Genomic DNA, 19,278 nt, shown 5'->3' with positions numbered 1-19,278 from the left:
TGCGGAAGACAAGCCTAGACTGAGTTCCATGACCGCCGGGTCCCTCACGACGTCCGCCTCGCTCTCCCCGTTGCTCGGCCTGCCGGGTGCGGTGGCCGGCACTGCCGAAGACGCCGTGGTCGCCGCCCACTACGGCGATCCGCTACGGGAACAGCGCGCAGTGCGCGACGGCGCCGCCGTCGTCGACAGATCGCATCGGGACGTGCTGCGCATCTCCGGCCCCGACCGGCTCTCCTGGCTGCACAGCGTCACCTCTCAGCATCTGTCTGCGCTGGGCGCACTGCGGAGCACCGAGGCGCTGGTGCTCTCCCCGCACGGCCGCGTCGAACACCATCTCGTCCTCGCCGACGACGGCACGTCCACCTGGGTGGACGTCGAGCCCGGCACCGGCGGCGCCCTGCTGCGCTACCTGGAGTCGATGCGCTTCATGCTCCGAGTGGAGCCGACGGACATCGGCGCGGTGACGGCGGTGCTCAGCGTGCTCGGGCCAAGGGCCGCGCAGGTCGCGGCCGCGGCGCTGGACGGGCCGGGTGACGGCGCGCCCGGCCTGGACCTGCCCGAACCACAGGCACCCGACCCGGTCGGGGCACCGATCACCGGTCCTTACCCGGTCGCTCGCACCGGGACGGGCACGCTGGTCCGGCGGATCCCCCACGGCGTCGATCTCCTCGTCGGCCGGGCCGACCTGACCGGCACCGTCGAGCGGCTGCGCGCCGCCGGGGCGGGTCTGGCCGGGTTGTCCGCCTTCGACGCCATGCGCATCGCCTCCCGACGGCCCCGGCTCGGCCGGGAGACCGACCATCGCACCATTCCGCACGAGGTGGGGTGGCTGGCGAACGCCGTGCACCTGGACAAGGGCTGCTACCGCGGGCAGGAGACCGTCGCCCGGGTACACAACCTCGGTCGCCCGCCGCGGCGGCTGGTACTGCTGCATCTCGACGGCACGGTGGCGGCGCCCCGTTCTCCCGTCACGGTCGGCGGGCGCGAGGTCGGGTTCGTCGGCAGCTCCGAGGTCCACGAGGAACTCGGCCCCATCGCCCTGGCGGTAATCAAGCGGTCCGTGCCGGCGGATGCCGCCCTCGTCGCCGCCGATCCCGACGGCGCGCCGCTGGCCGCCGCGATCGATCCGGACGACGAGCCGGCCACGACGGTGCCGAAGCGTCCCGCCGGGCGGCTGCGTCCCTGATTCCCGGCCGGCTCGGGTTCCGGCCGGCTCAGGCGGTCCGGGCGAGGAGCTGATCGAGTTCCCGCACCGCCGGGTCGGTGCCGTGCCGCCGCAGCCGGCGGCGCAGCTCGTCGGCCCGGCGGGCGTTGCGCTTGGATCGCGTCGCCTCCAGCATCGGCAGGGCCTGGCGGGTCAGCTCGCACCCGTGATCGACGTTACCGAGATCCATCTGGACCGCGGCCCACCGGAGCAGGTAGGTGGCCCGGTCCCGGGCCCGGGAGTCCGGGTGGATCGCCAGGGAGCGTTCCAGCCACCGGTCCGCCTGCGTGAGGTGACCGAGATCGATGTAGCAGCTGCCGATCTGCGCCTGGTACTCGGCCTCGTCAAAGTAGGACGACCAGGCGGGGTCCTCAGGCCGCGCGGTGACCATCGCCTCCTCCGAGCAGGCCAGCGCCTGCGCGCAGGCGCTGGCCTCCCCGAGCGCGGCGTGGGCACGGGCCCGCCGCATGTGCAGCATGGCGCCGACGCGACCGGACGCTCCCCCGGCGCTGGCCACGGCGGCCTCGGCCAGATCCACCGCCTCCCGCGGGCGGGCGAAGTCCACGCACTGCAGGGACATGTTCTTCAGCACGTTCGCACCGAGCATGCGGTCCCCGCCGGCGTGCGCGGCATGCAGCGCGGTGATCCAGTACCGCTGAGCGGCCGTCTGGAAGCCGGCGTCGAACGAGACCCACCCCGCGAACCGGGCGAGCTCCGCGGCCACCAAATGCAGGTGACGGCCCACGTGCTCGGTGTAGGACCCACGCACCAGCAGATCCGCCACCACGCCGAGCTCGGCGTCGACCAGCCGGCGCACGCTCTCCCCGCCGAGCCGCTCATCCATGACCCGCAGCCCGGGGATGTTGTGCTCGATCCGGTTCACGATCTGGTCGTCGACCCGTCCCCCGTTCAAGGCCGCCGCCAGCCGGGCCGGTTCCATGCCGAGCCACTGCGTCGCGAGTTCCGCCACCCCGACCCCAGTGATCGTCAGGAAGCCGCGGCGGTCGGAGAGCGCGTCCTCGACGACGTCCATGATCGAGGTTATGCTGCCGCCCGGCGTCCACGGGTACTCGGTGCGCACCGCGTCGCCGGTCGGTAGCCACGCGGGCCAGGGGTGCGACTCCAGGCGATCGTTGGACACGCCGAGCTCCGCGGCGAGCGCGAGCTGGGACACCCGGTCGGGCACGACACCACGGTGCTCCCAGCGCCAGACCTTCTGCCGCTCGGCGGCCATGTTCGCCACCCCGAGGTCACGTGCGCGGCGGGCCACGACCCGCGCCAGACGCTGATAGGACCACCCGCGCTGGGCTCGGACGAACGCAAGCGGATGAGTGCAGGCATGAGCGTTATCCGTCAGCATCGACGTTCTCCTCGTAGTCGCATCTCCAGGGCCACTTCCGTGAGCACCTACTAACGCTATGTCGCGACATCTTGGTGCTCCAAGAGACGACTCCGGTGCGATGCGTGCACAGAGGTCACTCCCGGACCACTGGCGGGCCCTGATTGCACGCATGTCCGCCGAGCCGTCCGAAAAAAAGCGCGTTATATTCCTGTTTCGACCGAACACGACCACGTCGGCCGGTCAGGAATTCCGTTGCGAATCGGGCAGTCGGGGACATGCCCATGGGAAGGGCCCCTCCGCGGTTCACGCGGCGCCGATCGGACTGGACGCGCGGTGGGAAGGGGACGGCCGCGGCGGGGCGAGGCCGCGCCGCGTCAGATCCGGGCGCCGGCTGCGTCGAAGAAGGTCAGGGTGGACAGCGGTGCGCGCAGGGTGACCGGCATGCCCACGCCGAGCACCTGAGCGGCGTCGACCCGGACGGCGAGCACCCCGGCGGAGGTCCGGACGTGCACCGTCCGCTCCGCTCCGAGCCGCTCGCTCACCACGACCTCACCGGTCACCCGCAGCGCATCCGACGCCAGCGACGCCAGCGCCACCGGCGCCACCACGGCGTCCGCCGGTCCCAATCCTGATCCGGTGGAAGCCCCCGCAGCCAGGACCAGGTGCTCGGGCCGGACTCCGAACGCCGTCGCGCCGGCGGGGGCGGCCAGGGCGAATCCGTCCCCGCGCAGCTGGCCGTCATGCCAACGTCCCTCCCGGACGTTCATCGGCGGGCTGCCGACGAATGCCGCGACGAAGCGCGTGGCGGGCCGGTCGTAGATCTCGTCGGGCGTCCCGATCTGCTGCAACCGGCCGCCGCTGAGCACCGCGACCCGGTCACCGACCGCCATCGCCTCGGCCTGGTCGTGCGTGACGAACAGAGCGGTGGTGCCGAGCCGGCGCAGCAGGCCCACGATCTCGACCCGCAGATCGACCCGGAGCTGGGCGTCAAGCCCCGACATCGGCTCGTCCAACAGGATCACCCAGGCCCGGGTCGCGAGTGCCCGGCCGATCGCGACCCGCTGGCGCTGGCCCCCGGACATCTTCGCGGGCCGGCGAGCTGCCAGCTCACCGATGCCGAGCATGTCCAGCGTCTCACGAGCCCGGGCCACCGCCGCGGCCTTCGGCAGGCCACGGCCGTAACGCAACGCCAGGGTGAGGTTCTCCAGCGCCGTCAGATGCGGGTAGAGCGCGAAATGCTGGAAGACCATAGACACGTCCCGGCGGTGGGGTGCGACGCCAAGCTGGCTGACCCCGCCGAAACGCAGATCACCCGACGTCGGCTCCTCGAGCCCGGCGCAAATCCGCAGCAGCGTCGACTTACCCGAGCCGGACGGTCCGAGCAGCGCGACGATCTCCCCCGGCGCAACCGTCAGGGTGACGTCGCGCAGCGCATGGACCGGGCCGAACGACCGGCCCAGCCCGTCGATCTCGATCGGCACCCCCACGGTGGCGGCCGTCACCGCGACGGGTCCGTCGGCCGGTTCCGTGATCCGGGTCATCGGTCTCTCCCACGGCGTCCGCCGGTCAACGGGTGAGTTCCACAGCCTGGCTCTGGGCCGCGGCGAGAGCCCTGACCGGGTCCTCACCCTTGAGGATGCGCTGCACCTGGTCCGAGATCGCGCTCGGGACCTCCCCGCCGCGGGCCCCGCTCCAGGCCGGCGCCTTCACCAGCGAGGGGATTAGTGCGTTGAACGGCTTGAGCTGCGGATAGGTCTCGTAGAACGACCCGAGCTGGCTGACAGCCTGAGTATCCACCGGGATGTAGCTCAACGCCTCCGTGCTCGCGGCCACGACGTCCGGCGAGAGCAGCGACACGACCAGTTCGGTCGCCATCTCCCGCTGGCAGCGGTCGGTGGACAGGACCGTCAGCGCGTTGCCGCCCGCGACCGGGTGCTGGGTCCCGCCGGGCAGGGTCGGGAACGGGACCGCGCCGGCCCGGAAACCCTTAGTCCCCTGCCCCGCGATGAACCTCAGCCCACCGGCCACGGAGGCCACTGTCACGGCGGTCATCGCCGTCTGCCGGCGGATGCCGAACCGCAGCAGGCCCTACTGGGTCGGGTCGGCGGAGTGCGTGCCGTAGCTCGCGGCCTTCGCGAGGAACGCGGCGGCCTCGCGGGCCGCCGGGGTGTTCAGGACGGGCCGACCGTTCGCGTCCTGGATCGACGTCCCCTTGGAGCTGGCCAGGGTGTTGAGGATCCACTGCCCGAACTGCTGGCCGGTCGGCAGGTCGAGGGGCTGGATGTTCTGACCCGAAGCCTTGATCTTGTCGGCGGCGGCGATCACCCCGTCGGTCGTGCCCAGCGTCGCCGGATCGACGCCGGCCTTCTGCAGCACGTCGAGGTTGTAGACCAGGGCCAGGGACGACACCTGCTGAGGAATGCCGATCTGCTTCCCGGCGACCTGCCCGAGGCCGACCAGCCGCTGGTCGTAGGACGCGCGCAGCAGGCGCGGGGAGAGCTCCTGGGCGCCGAGATCCCGGGCGAAGGTCGGGAGCAGGTCGAAGCCGGCGACCGCCACGTCGACGGAACGGCCGGCCGAGCGGTCGGCGCTGATCTGCTGGACGAGGGAGATGTAGTCCGGCGCGCTCGTGTTGAGGTCCACGGTGAGGCCGGGATGCGCCTTCTCCAGATAGGCCTTGCCGGATTTCGCGACGTCGTTGAGCGTGCCGACGGCGGACATCCGCAGCGTCTTGACCTGGGCCACGCAGGCGGGCGACGCCTTGGCGCCCGCCACGTTGTCGACGCCGGCACCGGCCGGGCGGGCCGTGGGGCGCAGGCTCTCCGCGGGGTCTGCCGGGCCCGCGTCACCACCGCCGCCGCACGCGGTCAGGATGATCATCGCAACGGCGACGGGCAGCGGCAGCATTCGGCGAATACGGATCACACGTTCCTCCTCTCAGGCACCGGCACCCGTACCGGTGATTCCGGCGGCGAGACGGCGTTGGGCGACGACGAAGACGACGGGCGACGGCAGGCTGATGATCAGCGCGGCCGCGGCGAGCTCGGTGAAGTCCGGAATGACGGAGGAGAAGTCGGTCATCAGGCGCGCGAGCGCCAGCGGCGGGGTGGCGATGTCCGACGACCGCGCGACCAGCAGCGGCCACAGGTACTCGTTGTACGACAACAGGAAGCTGAACACCGATACGGAGGCGATCGCGGGCGCGGCGAGCGGCACGATGATCGTCCACAGCGTCCGCCAGGTACCGAGCCCGTCCATCCGCGCGGCTTCCAGGACCGACCCCGGGATGGTGCTCATGTACTGCCGGAACGCGATGCCGGGATCGGCGCCGGCGCCGATCCCGGTTGCGGGGCCCGCCGACGCGAGGCTCGCTGCACGGCGTGGCCACGGGGCGTGGGCCCGGGCACCGGGCTGGAGGTGTCGACGCTCACGCGGCGGCCTCCCGTGTGCGTCGGATGCGGCGCCCGAGCAGCCCACCAGCGGCACCCAGTGCCACGATCACGACAAACAGCATCAGGACGATCATCGAGGCATATCCGATGCGGAACGATCCAGTGAAGCCGACCTCGTAAATGTAGTAAATGATCGTCGTACTGGAGTCCAGGGGGCCACCTTTCGTGAGCACCGCGACCGTTTCGAAGGTCTGCAGGGTCAAAATGGTGACGAACACCCCCAGGAAGATCGTCGTCGGGGCGAGCAGCGGCAGGGTGATGTGACGCAGCCGGGCGAATCCGTGGATGCCGTCCACGTCCGCCGCCTCGTATACCGATCTCGGGACCGCCGTCAACCCAGCGAGATAGACGACGAAGACGAAGCTCGTCAGCCGCCAACCACCGACGAGGGCCACCACCGGCAACGCGGTCGAGGTGTCGCCGAGCCAGTCGACCGGAGCCACCCCGAACAGCCCGACGATGATGTTCGCGAGACCGTCGGGGCTACTGTCGAACATGTAGGCGAACACGACCGCCATGGCCACAATATTCGCACTGACCGGCAGAAACAGCGCACATCGCACCAGCGCCCGACCGTGGGTCACCCGTTCGGCGGCCAGCGCGAGCGCCAGCCCGATCGCGACCGCCGGTACCACCGTGAGGGCGCAGTACAGCAGCGTGTTGCGCACGGCGCCGGCTAGGTCCGCGTCAGAGAGAGCGGTACGCAGATTCGCCGTGCCGACCCAGTCGAAACGCGGCCCCGTCAGGGTCTTGTCCGTGCCCGCGATGAACGCCGACACCAACGCGGGCCCGACGACGAAAACACCGAGTCCCACGAACGCCGGCAGCAACAACACGCCGACTCGCCAGCCCGCCCGGCTACCACCCACCTCACGCGTCACGGTTATGCATCCTGGCCCCACCTGTGCCGGGATGCCGGTACGGGGTGGCTCCCGCGGGGGAGCAGCCGGTGCCTGCACGTGTCGTCCGGTCCGTCCACATCCCACGCAACACCGCCGACGGCTCGGATCGACCCCCACGGCCGACGCGCCGCACCCGGTCGACGGCGAATCGTGGTGACCGATCCGTGGCGGCTGTCCCCTCAACGGCCAACGCCTGCAAGAATGGCAGGAAATGTCAGTCGATCTTCGGGAACACCATGAGCGACCGCAGCGAGCCCGACCACGCCTCCGCCTGGGGGCGTGTCGCCGACGACGGCACGGTCTTCGTTCGCACGGCCAGCGGCGAACGTGCCGTCGGATCATGGCGTGCCGGCAGTCTCCGCGAGGGTCTGGCCCACTTCGAACGCCGCTTCGACGATCTGTCCGCCGAGGTCGAGCTGCTCGAACGGCGGCTGACGGTCAGCGGGGTTGATCCGGCCGGGATCGTCGGCAGCGCCCGCCGGCTGCTCGGCTCCCTCGACGAGGCCGCGGTCGTCGGTGATCTGGAGGCGCTGCGCACGCGGCTGGAGGCCGTGGTCGCCGCCACTGAGGAACATCGCTCCGCGCTCGCCGCCGAGCGGGCCGAGCGGGCCGGCCGGATCGCCGCGGCCAAGGAGCAGCTGGTCGCCGAGGCCGAACGGCTCGGCCGCAGCTCGGAGTGGAAGACCGCCGGGGAGCGGTTCCGCGCGCTCGCCGAGGAGTTCCGCGCCGCCGGCTCGTTGGACAAGCGCACCGACTCGGCGCTGTGGCGGCGCATCGCCACGGCCCGGGACGAGTTCACCCGCCGCCGGACCGCGCACTTCGCCGCCCTCGACACGCAGCGGGCCCGTTCAAGGGAACGGAAGGAGGCGATCATTGCCGAGGCGGAGGCGCTGTCCGACTCCACCGACTGGGCCGGCACGACCGCCCGCTACCGGGCGCTGCTCGCCGACTGGAAGGCCGCCGGTCGCGCGGCGAAGGATATCGACGACGCGTTGTGGAGCCGCTTCCGTACGGCACAGGACGCCTTCTTCACCCGCCGCAACGAGGCCAATGCCGAGCGCGACGCCGAGTTGCGCGAAAACCAGGTCAAGAAGGAGGAACTGCTGGCCGAGGCGACGGCGTTGGATCCGGCCGATACCGACCGCTCGCTGCGTCGTCTCCGGGAGATCCAGGACCGCTGGGACGAGATCGGACGGGTCCCCCGGGAGATCGCGGGCTCCCTGGAGCGGCAGATGGCGGCCATCGGCGACAAGCTGCGCGAGGCCTCCGATGCTCGCTGGGCCCAGCGCTCCCTCTCCTCCTCACCATTCGTGACGAAGCTGCGGGAATCCGTCGCAAAGTTGGAGGCGAAGCTGGCCCGGGCCCGGGCCGCCGGACGCACCAAGGAGATCGCCGACACCGAGTCCGCCCTCGCCACTCAGCGGGCCTGGCTGGCCCAGGCCGAGGGACAGTCCCACAACGACTGAGCCGCGCCGGCAGGCACGGGCGCTTCGGGTGGGCCCGAAAACGGGGAACTGCGGCATCCGCCGTGGTCAAAGGGGCGACGGTCCGCGGAGTACCAGGTGGTGCGCCTCGGGGCGGACACGTCCAAAGAGCGCTAACTGACCGCTTGCCAGAGTTAGCAACCCGATGTATCGTCGGCTGCGTTGGTGATGTGTTGTGGCGGCGCACTCGTTTCCGTACCGGCCGGAGCCTGCCGAGGCACCATGGCCTCCCCTGAATCGCAGCGTCCACGGACGGCGGGCTCTCGGCGGGCAGTCGTCCTCGGCCGCAGGGTCCAGCCGTATGCCGAGGTTCACGGATGGCGGGGCGCCCGCCATGGGCGCGGCAACCCGCCTCGCCCTCCGGCGAAGGAGGCGTTCGACCCGGTGGCGGCCCTGAATGTGCGCGATCTCGGTGATTTCATCCGCGATCAGCGGCACACCGCACAGATCTCCCTTCGTCAACTCGCCAAGCAGGCCGGGGTGAGCAACCCTTACCTCAGCCAGATCGAGCGAGGCCTCCGGCGGCCGTCCGCGGAGATTCTTCAGCAGATCGCGAAGGCGCTCCGCATCTCCGCCGAAGTGCTCTACGTGCAGGCCGGAATTCTGGAGGAACGGCAGGGCGGAGAGAACGTCATGGCTGCCGTGCTCGCGGACGAATCCCTGTCCGAACGACAGAAGCAGGTCGTGCTCGACATCTACGAGGCGTTCTGCCGGGAGAACGCCATCGCGGCGCGGGCCGGCCGCGGCCACCCGGACGGCGACGCCGAGGCCGGGTCGCGCGGGTTCGTCCCTGGCGAGCCCGCCGCCCCGACCGCGAGTCCAGCCGCCATCGGTGGTTCGTCGTCCGCACGGGGTTCGGCCGCCACCGCGGGACCGACCTTCGCGGAGCCGACGACGAAACGGAAATCCGCCCGAGAGGCGTCAACGACATCCCGGGGCGGCACCACCACCGCGGCGCGGTCGGCCCCGTCGGACGGTACGGGCAGGCCGTCACCGGGAACCGCCACGGGCCGCACCAGGCGATCGAAGGCCACAGGAGGCGAACCGACGGCGACGAGGGCCGAGAGCAGTCCGATCACCGGCGCTCCCCCCGCGTCCACACCCGCCCCGGCAGCACCGGCTCCGCAGCCGACCACCGACAACCCGGTCGATCAGACCTAGGTCGACCGGCGGGGACTGCGGCGACAAGCAGGACTCCGTTCCTGTACGGCATATCACCACCCTGACCCTCGCATCATTTACCCGACCTTTCACCCGTCGGCGACGAAGCGCTAACAGGAAATCTCTACACGAAATCAACGAATCTTCGAACCGAGGGAGACATCATGGCCACCACGCGCACGACGAATCGCCCCGCGAGCCATCCCACCACCCGCGTCAGCACGCAGACCCAGGAGGACACGGCCGAGGCGAGGGCCGAGGTCAAGGTTCCGCTGGCGGAGGTGCGCAAGCCGCTCTACGCGTCGGTGGGAGCGGCGGATCTCGCTGTGGCGAAGCTGCTCGCCCTGCCGACGACCACCAGCACCGAGGTTCGGAAGATCTCCGACCGGGTCGGCGCGCTGCCCACCCAGGCGGCGCGGGTCCCGACCCAGGTCGGGACGGCCGTGCGTGCGCTGCCGGCCACCGTCACCTCCCAGATCTCCGACCTGCAGGGACGCGCCACCCACCTCTACAACAGCTTCGCCACTCGGGGGGAGAAGCGGGTGGCGAGCATCCGGCGCAGCCCGGCCACGGAGGAGGCGGTGCAGCGCACCCGGACGGCAGTGAGCCAGACCCGCGCCGCACGCACCTCGAGCCGCAAGGCGGCCGAGGCGGTCGGCCGGGCCGTGACCGAGGCCGCCCCAGAGAAGTAACGGCCCGCGAACATCGACACACCGGAACACCAACGGGCAATCATTGACGTGTTCCGGTCGACCACGGGTCCGGGGCCTGGTGTCCGGGGCCCGTGGTCCGATGTGTTGTATTAACTCATGCGCTATCGCCCGCTGGGATCCTCCGGACTACTGGTGTCTGTCGTCGGCCTCGGCTGCAACAATTTCGGCTCGCGCGTCGACCTCACCGGCACCCGCGCGGTCGTCGACGCGGCGCTCGACGCCGGGATCACGTTCTTCGACACCGCCGACACCTACGGGAACAAGGGCGGCTCGGAGACGCTTCTCGGGCACGTGCTGCGAGGCCGCCGCGACGATGTCGTCCTCGCCACGAAATTTGGCAACGACATGGGCGGCATGTACGGCCAGGACTTCAGCGCGCGGGCGTCCCGGCGGTACATCCGCAAGGCGGTCGAGGGTTCGCTGAGCCGGCTGCAGACCGACTACATCGACCTCTACCAGCTGCACACCCTGGACGCCTTCACGCCGATCGAGGAGACGCTCGAGGCCCTCGATGAGATCGTCAAGGAGGGCAAGGCCCGTTACATCGGTGCCTGCAACCTCGATGCCTGGCAGGTCGCCGACGCGGAGTGGACCGCCCGGGCGTCCGGGACGACCCGCTTCATCTCCGCACAGAACCACTACAACCTGCTGGAACGGGGCGTGGAGGCAGAGCTCGTGCCGGCCGCCCAGAAGTACGGCATCGGCGTCATCCCGTACTACCCGCTGGCGAACGGCCTGCTCACCGGCAAGTACCAGCGCGACGAGGTGCCGGCACCCGGCACCCGGCCGGCAGGACGAGCTGACCGACGAGGTCTTCGACCGGCTGGACGCCTTGGAAACCTTTGCGCGGGAGCGGGACCGGTCGCTGCTGGACGTCGCGATCGGCGGGCTGGCCGCCCAGCCCGGGGTCGCCTCGGTCATCGCCGGCGCGACCAGCCCGGTCCAGGTGCACGCGAATGCCGTGGCCGGTCAGTGGCAGCCCCGCGCGGACGACCTCACGGTGCTCGACAAGATCGCCGTGACCCGCCGTCCCGCCGACTGAACGCGGGACCGACGGACCCACGATCCGGGGCGTCCCGCCAGATCTCCGCCGGGACGTCCCGCACCGCGCCGGCAGAACGTCCGAACCGCCCGCCGAGGGCCAGTCGACGGTCAGCTCGCCCAGCCACCAGCGCCGCCGGTCGCCGCGGACCGGCCAGCCCTGAGCCTGCAGATCCGCCACTGCGGCGATCCACCGCTGGCGTGGGGAAAAGACGGCCCGCGGCGCGGCCCGCTCCCAGGCGCGGTCGAAGGCCGTGAACAGCCGGTGGACGTCATGGCCGGGCACGTTGTGCTCGATGAGCGCCTTGGGGAGCCGCTCGGCGAGCTCGGACGGACGGGCGAGGCTCGCCAGATGCGCGGAGAGGGTCAGCGTGGGCCCGGCCGGGCTCCGCGCGCCGGACGGCAGCCAGGCCGGCACCGCTCCCGGGGCCGGAAGACCGAACCAGCAGGCGCGCCGACCCGTCTCGTCGCAGGTTCCCTCGACAAGCATCCCGCCGGGGGCGAGCCGCGCCAGCATCGTCGCCCACGCGCCGGGGACCGCAGCCTCGGGATACTGCCATAGCACGTTCAGGGCACGCACCAGCACCGGGCGCTCCCCCGGCGGCGGAAGCTCGAACCCGCCGCGGGTGAACTGCAGCCCGGGAGGTCTCGCGGCCGGGACGGCCCGAGCGACCCGGTCCTGGTCGAGCTCCAGGCCGACGACGCGCACGTCCGGACGCACCGTTCGCAGCCGCTCGTAGAGCTCCACCGTGGTCACCGGGGACGCACCGAAGCCGAGATCGACGACCAGGGGATCCGCCGCCCCACGCAGCAGCGCGGCGGCCGCGTCGAGCGTCCAGCGATCGATCCGTCGCAACCGGTTCGGCGCGGTGGTACCCCGGGTGGGCATCCCGAGGGCACGCGCCCGTCCGGCCGCGAGCCGCCGCGCCCGACGGGAGGAGTTCGTCACGGATCCACCCTGGCAGGCCGGCAGGCCGGCGGACCAGGGGCCGGCCGGGACCCCGAAGGGGGGAGACCAACAGTTGACCTGACAACCGGCCGGGTAGAACGGTTGGAGACGTGTTCGTCCACAGCAGGGTGGGTCGTGTCGGGCAGGCGCCGGGGACGTGGAGATGTGGAGGTGCTCGATGCGTCTGATCAGAAGCGGCGCCGCCCAGGTCCGCGGTGAGCCCGAACGGCGCGGGCGGCCCAGCCGGGTCGCGATGCTGTCCATGCACACCTCACCGATGGAGCAGCCGGGAACGGGCGATGCCGGGGGGCTCAACGTCTACGTCGTCGAGCTGTCGCGGCAGCTCGCGGCGTTGGGGATGGAGGTCGAGGTGTTCACCCGCGCGGTGAGCAGCAAGCTGCCGACCTCGGCCGAGCTGTTGCCGGGTGTGACGGTCCGCCACGTCGACGCCGGCCCGTACGAGGAGATCCACCGGGAGGATCTTCCCGCCTGGCTGTGTGCGTTCACCGCAGCTCTGCTGCGCGCCGAGGCCGGGCACGAACCAGGGTGGTTCGATGTGATCCACTCGCACTACTGGCTGTCGGGTCAGGTCGGTCTCACGGTGGCACGGCGATGGGGTGTCCCGCTCGTGCACACCTCCCATACGCTGGCAAAGATCAAGAACGGCGCGCTGGCAGCCGGAGACCGCCCGGAGCCGCCTAGCCGGCTGCTCGGCGAACAGGAGGTCATCGGGGGGGCCACCCGGCTGCTCGCCTCCACGGCGGACGAGTACCGGCACCTGACCGATCTGTACGACGCGGCGTCGGACCGGATCGACGTCGTCGCGCCCGGCGTCGACCTGGAGGTCTTCCGGCCAGGTGACATGGCACAGTCCCGGGCCCGCGTCGGCGTGGATCCCGCCGACGACCTGCTGTTGTTCGTCGGCCGGATCCAACCGCTCAAGGCACCCGATCTGCTGCTGTGCGCCGCCGCGGAACTGCTGCGGCGCGATCCCGCCCGCCGCTCGCGGCTCACCGTCGCCGTGGTCGGCGGCCCCAGCGGATCCGGTCTGGAACAACCCGACGCCCTGGTCAAGCTCGCGGCGTCTCTCGGGATCTCCGATCGCGTCCGCTTCCAACCGCCGGCCCCGCAGCAGGAGCTCGTCCACTGGTACCGCGCGGCCACCGCCGTCGTCGTCCCCAGTCACAGCGAGAGCTTCGGCCTCGTCGCGCTCGAGGCCCAGGCCTGCGGCACGCCGGTGGTCGCCGCGGCGGTCGGGGGCCTGCGCACCGCGGTCGCCGACGGTGTCTCCGGGCTGCTCGTCGCCGGTCGGACCCCCGCCGTCTATGCTGACGCGCTGGATCGGCTGCTGCGCCAGCCACGATGGCGGGCCCGGCTCTCCGCCGGAGCGGTGGCCTGGGCCGGTGGGTTCGGCTGGTCGGCCACGGCCCATGGCGTGCTGCGCAGCTACCGGCACGCGCTGAGCCCCACCGCCGTCGCCGTCTGAGAAAGGATCTCCGCCGGAACCGGCATCGTCTACCAGCTACCGGGGAGGCCCCAGCCATGACGGCACCCATCGACGCGGCGGAACGCAACCGGCTCGACGTGGTGATCGAGGACACGCTCAAGGATCTCGGTCTCGCCTACGACCATGTCGACACCGGCTCGTTCCTCGTCGCGCTGGAGGGCGAGCACAAGCTGCGCACGATGACGTGGCTCGTCGTGCAGGACCACACCCTGCTCGTCGAGGCGTTTTTTATGCGCGCCCCGGCGGAGAACGCGACGGGCACCTACGGATTCCTGCTCGGCCGCAACGCGAAGACCTACGGGGTGCACTTCTCCATCGACCGGGTCGGTGACATCTTCCTCACCGGGCAGGTCCCGCTGCTGGCGGTCACCGCGGAGGAGATCGACCGCCTCCTTGGCTGCGTCGGCTCCTACGCCGACGAGAACTTCGACCCGGCGATAGCGCTGGGATTCGCCTCCGCCATCGAGCGGGAGAAGGCGTGGCGGGCCAAGCTGGCCGCCGACGCCGGCTCGGCCACGAAGCCGGGATGAGACCCGGTCCCGAGAAGGACGCGGTGCTTCCCGGCGATTCACGCGCCCCCATTGTACCCAGGCCGTTGCATCCAGACTGTTGTGTCCAGACTGTTACGTCTGGGCCGGGCGCTCCTCAGTAGACGAGGGCCTGCACGCCGTCCGCGAGAACCTCGTCGACGAACGCGGCGGCGCCGGCGATGCGGACGCCGGGCAGGACGTCGTCCGGGCCGATGGAGCGCCGGGCCGCGCACTGGGTGCACAGGGTGACGCGCCCCTCGGCGAGGATGGCGGAGAGCAGATCGGGCAACGGCGCCGCCTCCGGCAGGCTGAACTCCTCCGCCCGGCCGGGCAGCGCGAACCAGGCGGACTCCCCGGTAAGCCAGAGCGAGACGTCCGTACCGGCGGCGGCGGCGACCGCCGCGACCGTGAACGCCTGGGAACACCGTTCCGGCGCATCCGTCCCGGCGGTGACCTTGACGACGAGCGGGCGGGCCATCGTGCCAGTCTGCCAAAAGCCGCCCTGGCGCGCAGCTATGCCGCGTGGCGCCTGAGGTGACCAGGACCGGTACGGCCACGAGGAGTCCCGTGATCTCGTCGTCTAGGCTAGAGGCGTGCTGCACTACTTCTTCACCGGGCTTCTGGTGGCGATGTCCGTCCTGATCGCCTGGTTCTCCGGTTACGTGGTCTACAAGCTGTACGAGGGTCAGCGCTGAGCGCCGGGAAGCGGTCCGCGGCCGGATCGGCGCGGTCCGGCGCGGCGACGAACACCGTTGATCTGCACGCCAGCCTGCTACCGCTGGCCTTCCTCGTCGGGACCTGGCGGGGCGAGGGGGTCGGCGGTTACGAGGGCCTGGACGGATTCCACTACGGCCAGGAGATCACCTTCGCCACGGACGGCCGCCCGGCGCTGGGATACGTGTCGCACACCTGGTGGGCGGACGAGCCCCGGGACGGCCGCGAGCCCGGCAGCCCGTTGGCGACCGAGACCGGGTTCTGGCGGGTCCAGTCCGGGGAGGGCGGGAAGCCGGTCGTCGAGGTGATGCTGGCCCACCCGTTCGGTATCGCCGAGATCTACGTCGGCACGGTGAGCGGCACCCGTATCGATCTCGATCACAACGTCCTGATCCGCACCGCCACCGCCCGTGACGTCACCCGGTCGGTGCGGCTCTACGGCCTGGTCGAGGGCGGCGATCTCGCCTACGCAATCGACATGGAGGCCGAGGGCAAGCCGATGCAGTCGCACCTGTCCGCGCGCCTGCACCGCGTGTCCGACTGAGCCGTCTCCGAGCAGGCGTCTCCAAGTGCCCTCCACCAAGAGATGCCCGCCTACCAAGAGTCACACTTCATTCACGGTATGGCGGAGCCTTTGCAAAAGACATCGCACGCGCAACGACAGACCACGAACGGAACACGTGAAAACGTGTTCAGACCCTCCCGGGATGCGCTTTCATGATCGCATGATGGCAGAAGCCGACGTACTCTTCGCGGTCGTCCTTTTCGCCGCCGCCGGCCAGCGTGCGGTCGACCGGATCATCGCGCCGTTCCCCGATCGGGGCTCCGCAGTGGCGTTCGCCCGCGACAACGGTCTGCACTGTTTCTCGATCGGCCCGATGGCCTTCGCCGTACCGACCACGGTTCCGCCACCGGCGAGCACCGCTTCGGCCGTCGTGCCACCGGCGGGAAACAACCGCGGTGGCCGGGTCCGGGCATGAGAACGGGGGGCAGCGTGAGAACGGGGACAGCGGAAGAAACCCGTTGTCCCCGTCCGGCGAAAGAACGCGACGTCAGGCCGCGACCTCGACCTGGGTGTCGACCGGCTCACCCTGACGGGCGACGACCTTGCGCTCGCCGGTCGCGCCGGGGACAAGAGCCCGGACGGTCCACTGCCCCGGCCGCGCGAAGAAACGAAACTGGCCCGTCGCGGACAGCGGAACCTCGGCGGTGAAATCGCCGCCTTCGTCCAGCAGGCGGGCATAACCGGTCGAAACCGGCTCCCCGCTCTGCACCACGACCCCCTGAATCACAGTCTCCTTGGCCACGTCAATTCCCTCCACAGATGGTCCACCGCTGATGGCGCCGCACATGGCTCACGCGCCCTTCTCGATCGGCACGCCGACGAGCGAGCCGTACTCGGTCCACGAACCGTCGTAGTTTTTCACGTTCGGCAGGTCGAGCAACTCGTGCAGCGCGAACCAGGTGTGCGCCGAACGCTCGCCGATGCGGCAGTAGGCGATGATGTCCCTGGACAGGTCGACCCCGGCCTCGGTGTAGAGGCCGGTCAGCTCGTCATTGCTCTTGAACGTGCCGTCCTCGTTCGCGGTCTTCGCCCACGGGATGTTCTTCGCCGTGGGGATGTGTCCGGCCCGCTGGGACTGTTCCTGCGGCAGGTGCGCGGGAGCAAGCAGCTTGCCGGAGAACTCGTCGGGCGACCGGACGTCCACCAGGGCCTTCTCGCCGATCGCGGAGATGACCTCCTCGCGGAAGGCCCGGATGTCGGTGCGCGGCTCCGGGGCGGTGTAGCTGGTGGGCTGGCGCGGGGTGACCTCGGTGGTCAGCTCACGGCTGTCGAGCTCCCACTTCTTGCGACCACCGTCGAGCAGGCGGACGTCGGCGTGGCCGTAGAGGCTGAAGTACCAGTATGCATATGCGGCGAACCAGTTGTTGTTCCCGCCGTAGAGCACGACGATGTCGTCGTTCGAGATCCCCTTCTCGGAGAGAAGCTTCTCGAACTGCTCCCTGCTGATGAAGTCACGAATGACCGGGTCCTGAAGTTCGGACTTCCAGTCGAGACGCACCGCGCCCGGGATGTGCCCCTTGTCGTACGCGGAGACGTCCTCGTCGACCTCGACCAGGACGACCTTCGGGTCGTTACGGTTCGCTTCGACCCACGAGGCGTCGACCAGCGCCTTCTCACGGCTCATGTGCGTGCTCCTTTCACGGTTATCGAATGGAGAAAAAGATACAGGTGGCACCCGAGACAGAACTCGAACGCCGCATTGAGGAGATCCGCCACGAAGGCCAGGGCCACCGCGACGTAACCGAGTGCCGGCATCCCCGCGAAGAATCCCACGAGACCCACGACGCCGAAGATCGCGCCGACCAGCTGGGCGAACCGGGGTGACGCGGCGTCCTCGGTGGCGGCGGGCGGCCCCAATCTCGGCCGGATCAGGGAACGGAACACCAGCCCGTAGGGCGCGTACCGGACCCCGGCCACCGCCCCCACCCCGAACACCACGGTCTGCGCGAGCAGCAACCAGCGGCTGCCGGCGAGCAGTACCACGACGAGCATGATCGTGGTGACGGCAGCGGCGAACCGCATACCGCGAGGATCTACCACGAGGCCTTCTCCTGACTTCCGGCTTGGACTACCCGCTCGGATGTGGCGATGCACCGGGGCCAGCCGATCACGGCTGAGGGACACAACCCACGATCAGGAAAGACGACACAGACAGCTGTGTACACGGCACAAGTCGACCGCGCGGCGCTTCACAAGCTGTATCTGGGACATGGTTCGTGTCACGGTAGCAGTGAACGTCACGTCTGTGTTAACCCGCCGACGATGCATCCGAAGGATCACCATCTGCCCGATTGATCCCATCGAAAACGATCTCTTCGAGGGTGGCGAACACCGCCGCACGCGTCGGCGGGGCACCGCTTGCGCGCCGCACCTCCCTGCCATGACCGTCAATGATCAGTATCGTCGGAGTCCGCCTGATCCCCAGCCGACGGACGAGGTCGAGATGCGCCTCCGCATCAACCTCGACATGGCGTATCCCGGGCACGACCTCGGCAACCCCTGCCAGCACCCGACGGGTGGACCGGCAGGGGGCGCAGAACGCCGTGGAGAACTGCAGCAGCGTCGCCCGCTCCCCCATCGTCTCGCCCAACGATGCGAACTCGGCCCGCAGTCCGCAGTCCGCCGTCCACCGGCCGGAACCGTCCGTCCCGGGCCCGCATGAGCACCCCCAGTCCAAGCGCAGCCACGGTCGCCACCGACAACACCCACATTCCGGTCACGGCTTCTACAGCATCCGACGGGCCGGCTCTTCCCGTCCAAGCCCCGCCACGGCCCGACGATCGACTCACGCAGGCAGATGCCGCCCGACAAAATACACCAGTGGCGCCGCGGAGGCCAGCGGCAGGATGGCGGTGAGCAGGACGTCCGCGACCAGCGCCGAGGTGGCGACCCGGCCGACCCGCGGCTCTGCGTCACGGGCCCGCGCCAGCACCAGATCGATGACGGCGGCCACGGCCGCTCCCGCCGCGGCGATCGCGACGGCGGCCCCCACCGTCAGACGATCGGGGTTGAGGGCACCGAAGCCGGCCCCCAGCGCCGCGCCGGCCAGAACGCCGACCGCCCCGGCCGGCACCAGCGGAACGCCCGCCCATCCCACTAGCCGGCCCACCACGACCGTGCCACCCGCGCCGAGGAGGCCGGCGATGACCAGCAGATCGGCCGGATAGTGCGCGCCGGACCCGGCGCGCAGCGCAAGGTAACCGGCAAAAAGCGCACAGAAGATGATCCCACTCAGCGCCGCAGCAAGATCCGCACCGACCCGCCCGGCGGGACCGGGCGGCGGACTCGAACCATTAGCAGACACCGGGCCTGCCCCGGAGACGGGAGCTGACCGGCGTCGGGCGAGCTGGTAGAGGATCACGACCGCCACGGCGATCCCGACGACTCCGGCCAACGATCCGTAGCTGTGCCGGTCCGAGGCCAACAGAACCACGTCACCGAGGACACCCCAGGCCGCCACGAGCAGGGTGGTGCCGGTCGACGCCCGGAGTATCCGGACCCAGGCCCAGGCAAACGCGATCTGTTCGACGATGAGGACCGCCGCGAGGGCTCCCGTGCCGAGGGCTGCGGCCGCCATCACCAGGCCGGTAGCCACCAGGGCCGCCAACGGCAAAGCGCCCGGCGCCCAGCGGGCTGCGGGGATGGACGCAGCCTCGTCCGGGACGAGGACGCCGTGGGGCCTGCCAGGATCGCCTGCGCTCACCGGCCCATGCT

18 protein-coding genes and 4 pseudogenes are annotated in these 19,278 nt (G+C 70.6%); 9 read left to right on the top strand and 13 right to left on the bottom strand.

Annotation, left to right across the window (positions count from 1 at the left end; genetic code table 11):
* Positions 1-28 precede the first annotated feature (28 nt).
* Entirely contained in the window at positions 29-1,186 is a 1,158-nt protein-coding gene (gene ygfZ / locus AC08OJ_RS04835) for a CAF17-like 4Fe-4S cluster assembly/insertion protein YgfZ (RefSeq protein ID WP_476592286.1), read from the top strand.
* Between the two features lie 28 nt (positions 1,187-1,214).
* Here ygfZ and AC08OJ_RS04830 read toward each other — a convergent pair whose 3' ends face one another.
* The 5 genes and pseudogenes from AC08OJ_RS04830 to AC08OJ_RS04810 form a co-directional block, all read right to left on the bottom strand.
* A complete protein-coding gene (locus AC08OJ_RS04830) occupies positions 1,215-2,564 on the bottom strand; it encodes a transcriptional regulator (protein WP_476592267.1) in 1,350 nt (449 codons plus the stop codon).
* Between the two features lie 356 nt (positions 2,565-2,920).
* A complete protein-coding gene (locus tag AC08OJ_RS04825; protein WP_476592268.1) occupies positions 2,921-4,087 on the bottom strand; it encodes an ABC transporter ATP-binding protein in 1,167 nt (388 codons plus the stop codon).
* 25 nt (positions 4,088-4,112) lie between these two features.
* Positions 4,113-5,471 (bottom strand): annotated as a pseudogene (locus AC08OJ_RS04820) (extracellular solute-binding protein).
* Positions 5,472-5,483: 12 nt separating this feature from the next.
* Positions 5,484-5,852 (bottom strand): annotated as a pseudogene (locus tag AC08OJ_RS04815) (carbohydrate ABC transporter permease); the annotation flags it as partial.
* Between the two features lie 121 nt (positions 5,853-5,973).
* Positions 5,974-6,879 carry a carbohydrate ABC transporter permease gene (locus AC08OJ_RS04810; RefSeq protein WP_476592270.1) on the bottom strand — a complete coding sequence of 302 codons (906 nt, stop codon included), beginning with the start codon at positions 6,877-6,879 and terminating at the stop codon, positions 5,974-5,976.
* Positions 6,880-7,136: 257 nt separating this feature from the next.
* On the opposite strand from AC08OJ_RS04810, the gene AC08OJ_RS04805 reads away from it, so the two are divergent.
* From AC08OJ_RS04805 to AC08OJ_RS04790, 4 genes and pseudogenes are all read left to right on the top strand, one after another.
* A complete protein-coding gene (locus tag AC08OJ_RS04805) occupies positions 7,137-8,366 on the top strand; it encodes a DUF349 domain-containing protein (RefSeq protein WP_476592271.1) in 1,230 nt (409 codons plus the stop codon).
* A gap of 402 nt (positions 8,367-8,768) precedes the next feature.
* Positions 8,769-9,545 (top strand): helix-turn-helix domain-containing protein, encoded by a 777-nt coding sequence (locus AC08OJ_RS04800; protein ID WP_476592272.1) that lies wholly within the window; start codon positions 8,769-8,771, stop codon positions 9,543-9,545.
* Between the two features lie 164 nt (positions 9,546-9,709).
* Positions 9,710-10,237, top strand: coding sequence for a hypothetical protein (locus AC08OJ_RS04795; protein WP_476595152.1), 528 nt, complete (start codon positions 9,710-9,712; stop codon positions 10,235-10,237).
* A 117-nt stretch (positions 10,238-10,354) separates the two neighbouring features.
* Positions 10,355-11,300 (top strand): annotated as a pseudogene (locus AC08OJ_RS04790) (aldo/keto reductase).
* Positions 11,301-11,396: 96 nt separating this feature from the next.
* On the opposite strand, the pseudogene AC08OJ_RS04785 reads toward AC08OJ_RS04790, so the two are convergent.
* Positions 11,397-12,188 (bottom strand): annotated as a pseudogene (locus AC08OJ_RS04785) (class I SAM-dependent methyltransferase); the annotation flags it as partial.
* A gap of 238 nt (positions 12,189-12,426) precedes the next feature.
* Between AC08OJ_RS04785 and mshA the strand changes: the two are divergent.
* Positions 12,427-13,734 carry a D-inositol-3-phosphate glycosyltransferase gene (mshA, locus tag AC08OJ_RS04780; RefSeq protein WP_476592274.1) on the top strand — a complete coding sequence of 436 codons (1,308 nt, stop codon included), beginning with the start codon at positions 12,427-12,429 and terminating at the stop codon, positions 13,732-13,734.
* A 56-nt stretch (positions 13,735-13,790) separates the two neighbouring features.
* A complete protein-coding gene (locus AC08OJ_RS04775; RefSeq protein WP_462187202.1) occupies positions 13,791-14,285 on the top strand; it encodes a type III secretion system chaperone family protein in 495 nt (164 codons plus the stop codon).
* Positions 14,286-14,400: 115 nt separating this feature from the next.
* On the opposite strand, the gene AC08OJ_RS04770 is transcribed toward AC08OJ_RS04775, so the two are convergent.
* On the bottom strand, positions 14,401-14,763 hold the full coding sequence (locus AC08OJ_RS04770) for a DsrE family protein (protein ID WP_476592275.1): 363 nt from the start codon (positions 14,761-14,763) through the stop codon (positions 14,401-14,403).
* A 213-nt stretch (positions 14,764-14,976) separates the two neighbouring features.
* Between AC08OJ_RS04770 and AC08OJ_RS04765 the strand changes: the two genes are divergently transcribed.
* Together AC08OJ_RS04765 and AC08OJ_RS04760 are read left to right on the top strand one after the other, a co-directional pair.
* Positions 14,977-15,543, top strand: coding sequence for a nitrobindin family protein (locus AC08OJ_RS04765; RefSeq protein WP_476592287.1), 567 nt, complete (start codon positions 14,977-14,979; stop codon positions 15,541-15,543).
* A gap of 181 nt (positions 15,544-15,724) precedes the next feature.
* Positions 15,725-15,979 (top strand): hypothetical protein, encoded by a 255-nt coding sequence (locus AC08OJ_RS04760; RefSeq protein ID WP_476595151.1) that lies wholly within the window; start codon positions 15,725-15,727, stop codon positions 15,977-15,979.
* Positions 15,980-16,051: 72 nt separating this feature from the next.
* On the opposite strand, the gene AC08OJ_RS04755 is transcribed toward AC08OJ_RS04760, so the two are convergent.
* The 6 genes from AC08OJ_RS04755 to AC08OJ_RS04730 all read right to left on the bottom strand — a co-directional run bounded on the left by AC08OJ_RS04755 (position 16,052) and on the right by AC08OJ_RS04730 (position 19,267).
* Positions 16,052-16,351 carry a DUF1416 domain-containing protein gene (locus AC08OJ_RS04755; RefSeq protein WP_462187204.1) on the bottom strand — a complete coding sequence of 100 codons (300 nt, stop codon included), beginning with the start codon at positions 16,349-16,351 and terminating at the stop codon, positions 16,052-16,054.
* Positions 16,352-16,354: 3 nt separating this feature from the next.
* Positions 16,355-17,188, bottom strand: coding sequence for a sulfurtransferase (locus AC08OJ_RS04750; protein WP_476592276.1), 834 nt, complete (start codon positions 17,186-17,188; stop codon positions 16,355-16,357).
* Positions 17,185-17,604, bottom strand: coding sequence for a DUF4395 domain-containing protein (locus AC08OJ_RS04745; protein WP_476592277.1), 420 nt, complete (start codon positions 17,602-17,604; stop codon positions 17,185-17,187). The genes AC08OJ_RS04750 and AC08OJ_RS04745 overlap by 4 nt, the downstream gene beginning before the upstream one ends.
* 93 nt (positions 17,605-17,697) lie before the next feature.
* Positions 17,698-17,775: a putative leader peptide gene (locus AC08OJ_RS04740; protein WP_476595153.1), complete on the bottom strand. Its 78-nt coding sequence runs from the start codon at positions 17,773-17,775 to the stop codon at positions 17,698-17,700.
* 37 nt (positions 17,776-17,812) lie between these two features.
* A complete protein-coding gene (locus AC08OJ_RS04735) occupies positions 17,813-18,154 on the bottom strand; it encodes a thioredoxin family protein (RefSeq protein ID WP_476592279.1) in 342 nt (113 codons plus the stop codon).
* Positions 18,155-18,349: 195 nt separating this feature from the next.
* Positions 18,350-19,267 carry a hypothetical protein gene (locus AC08OJ_RS04730; protein ID WP_476592280.1) on the bottom strand — a complete coding sequence of 306 codons (918 nt, stop codon included), beginning with the start codon at positions 19,265-19,267 and terminating at the stop codon, positions 18,350-18,352.
* Positions 19,268-19,278: the final 11 nt, after the last annotated feature.

The organism is Frankia sp. CgKIO3 (assembly GCF_977946435.1).
Note: the sequence above shows the minus strand (reverse complement) of the source record. Positions and strands in the feature narration are given on the sequence as shown.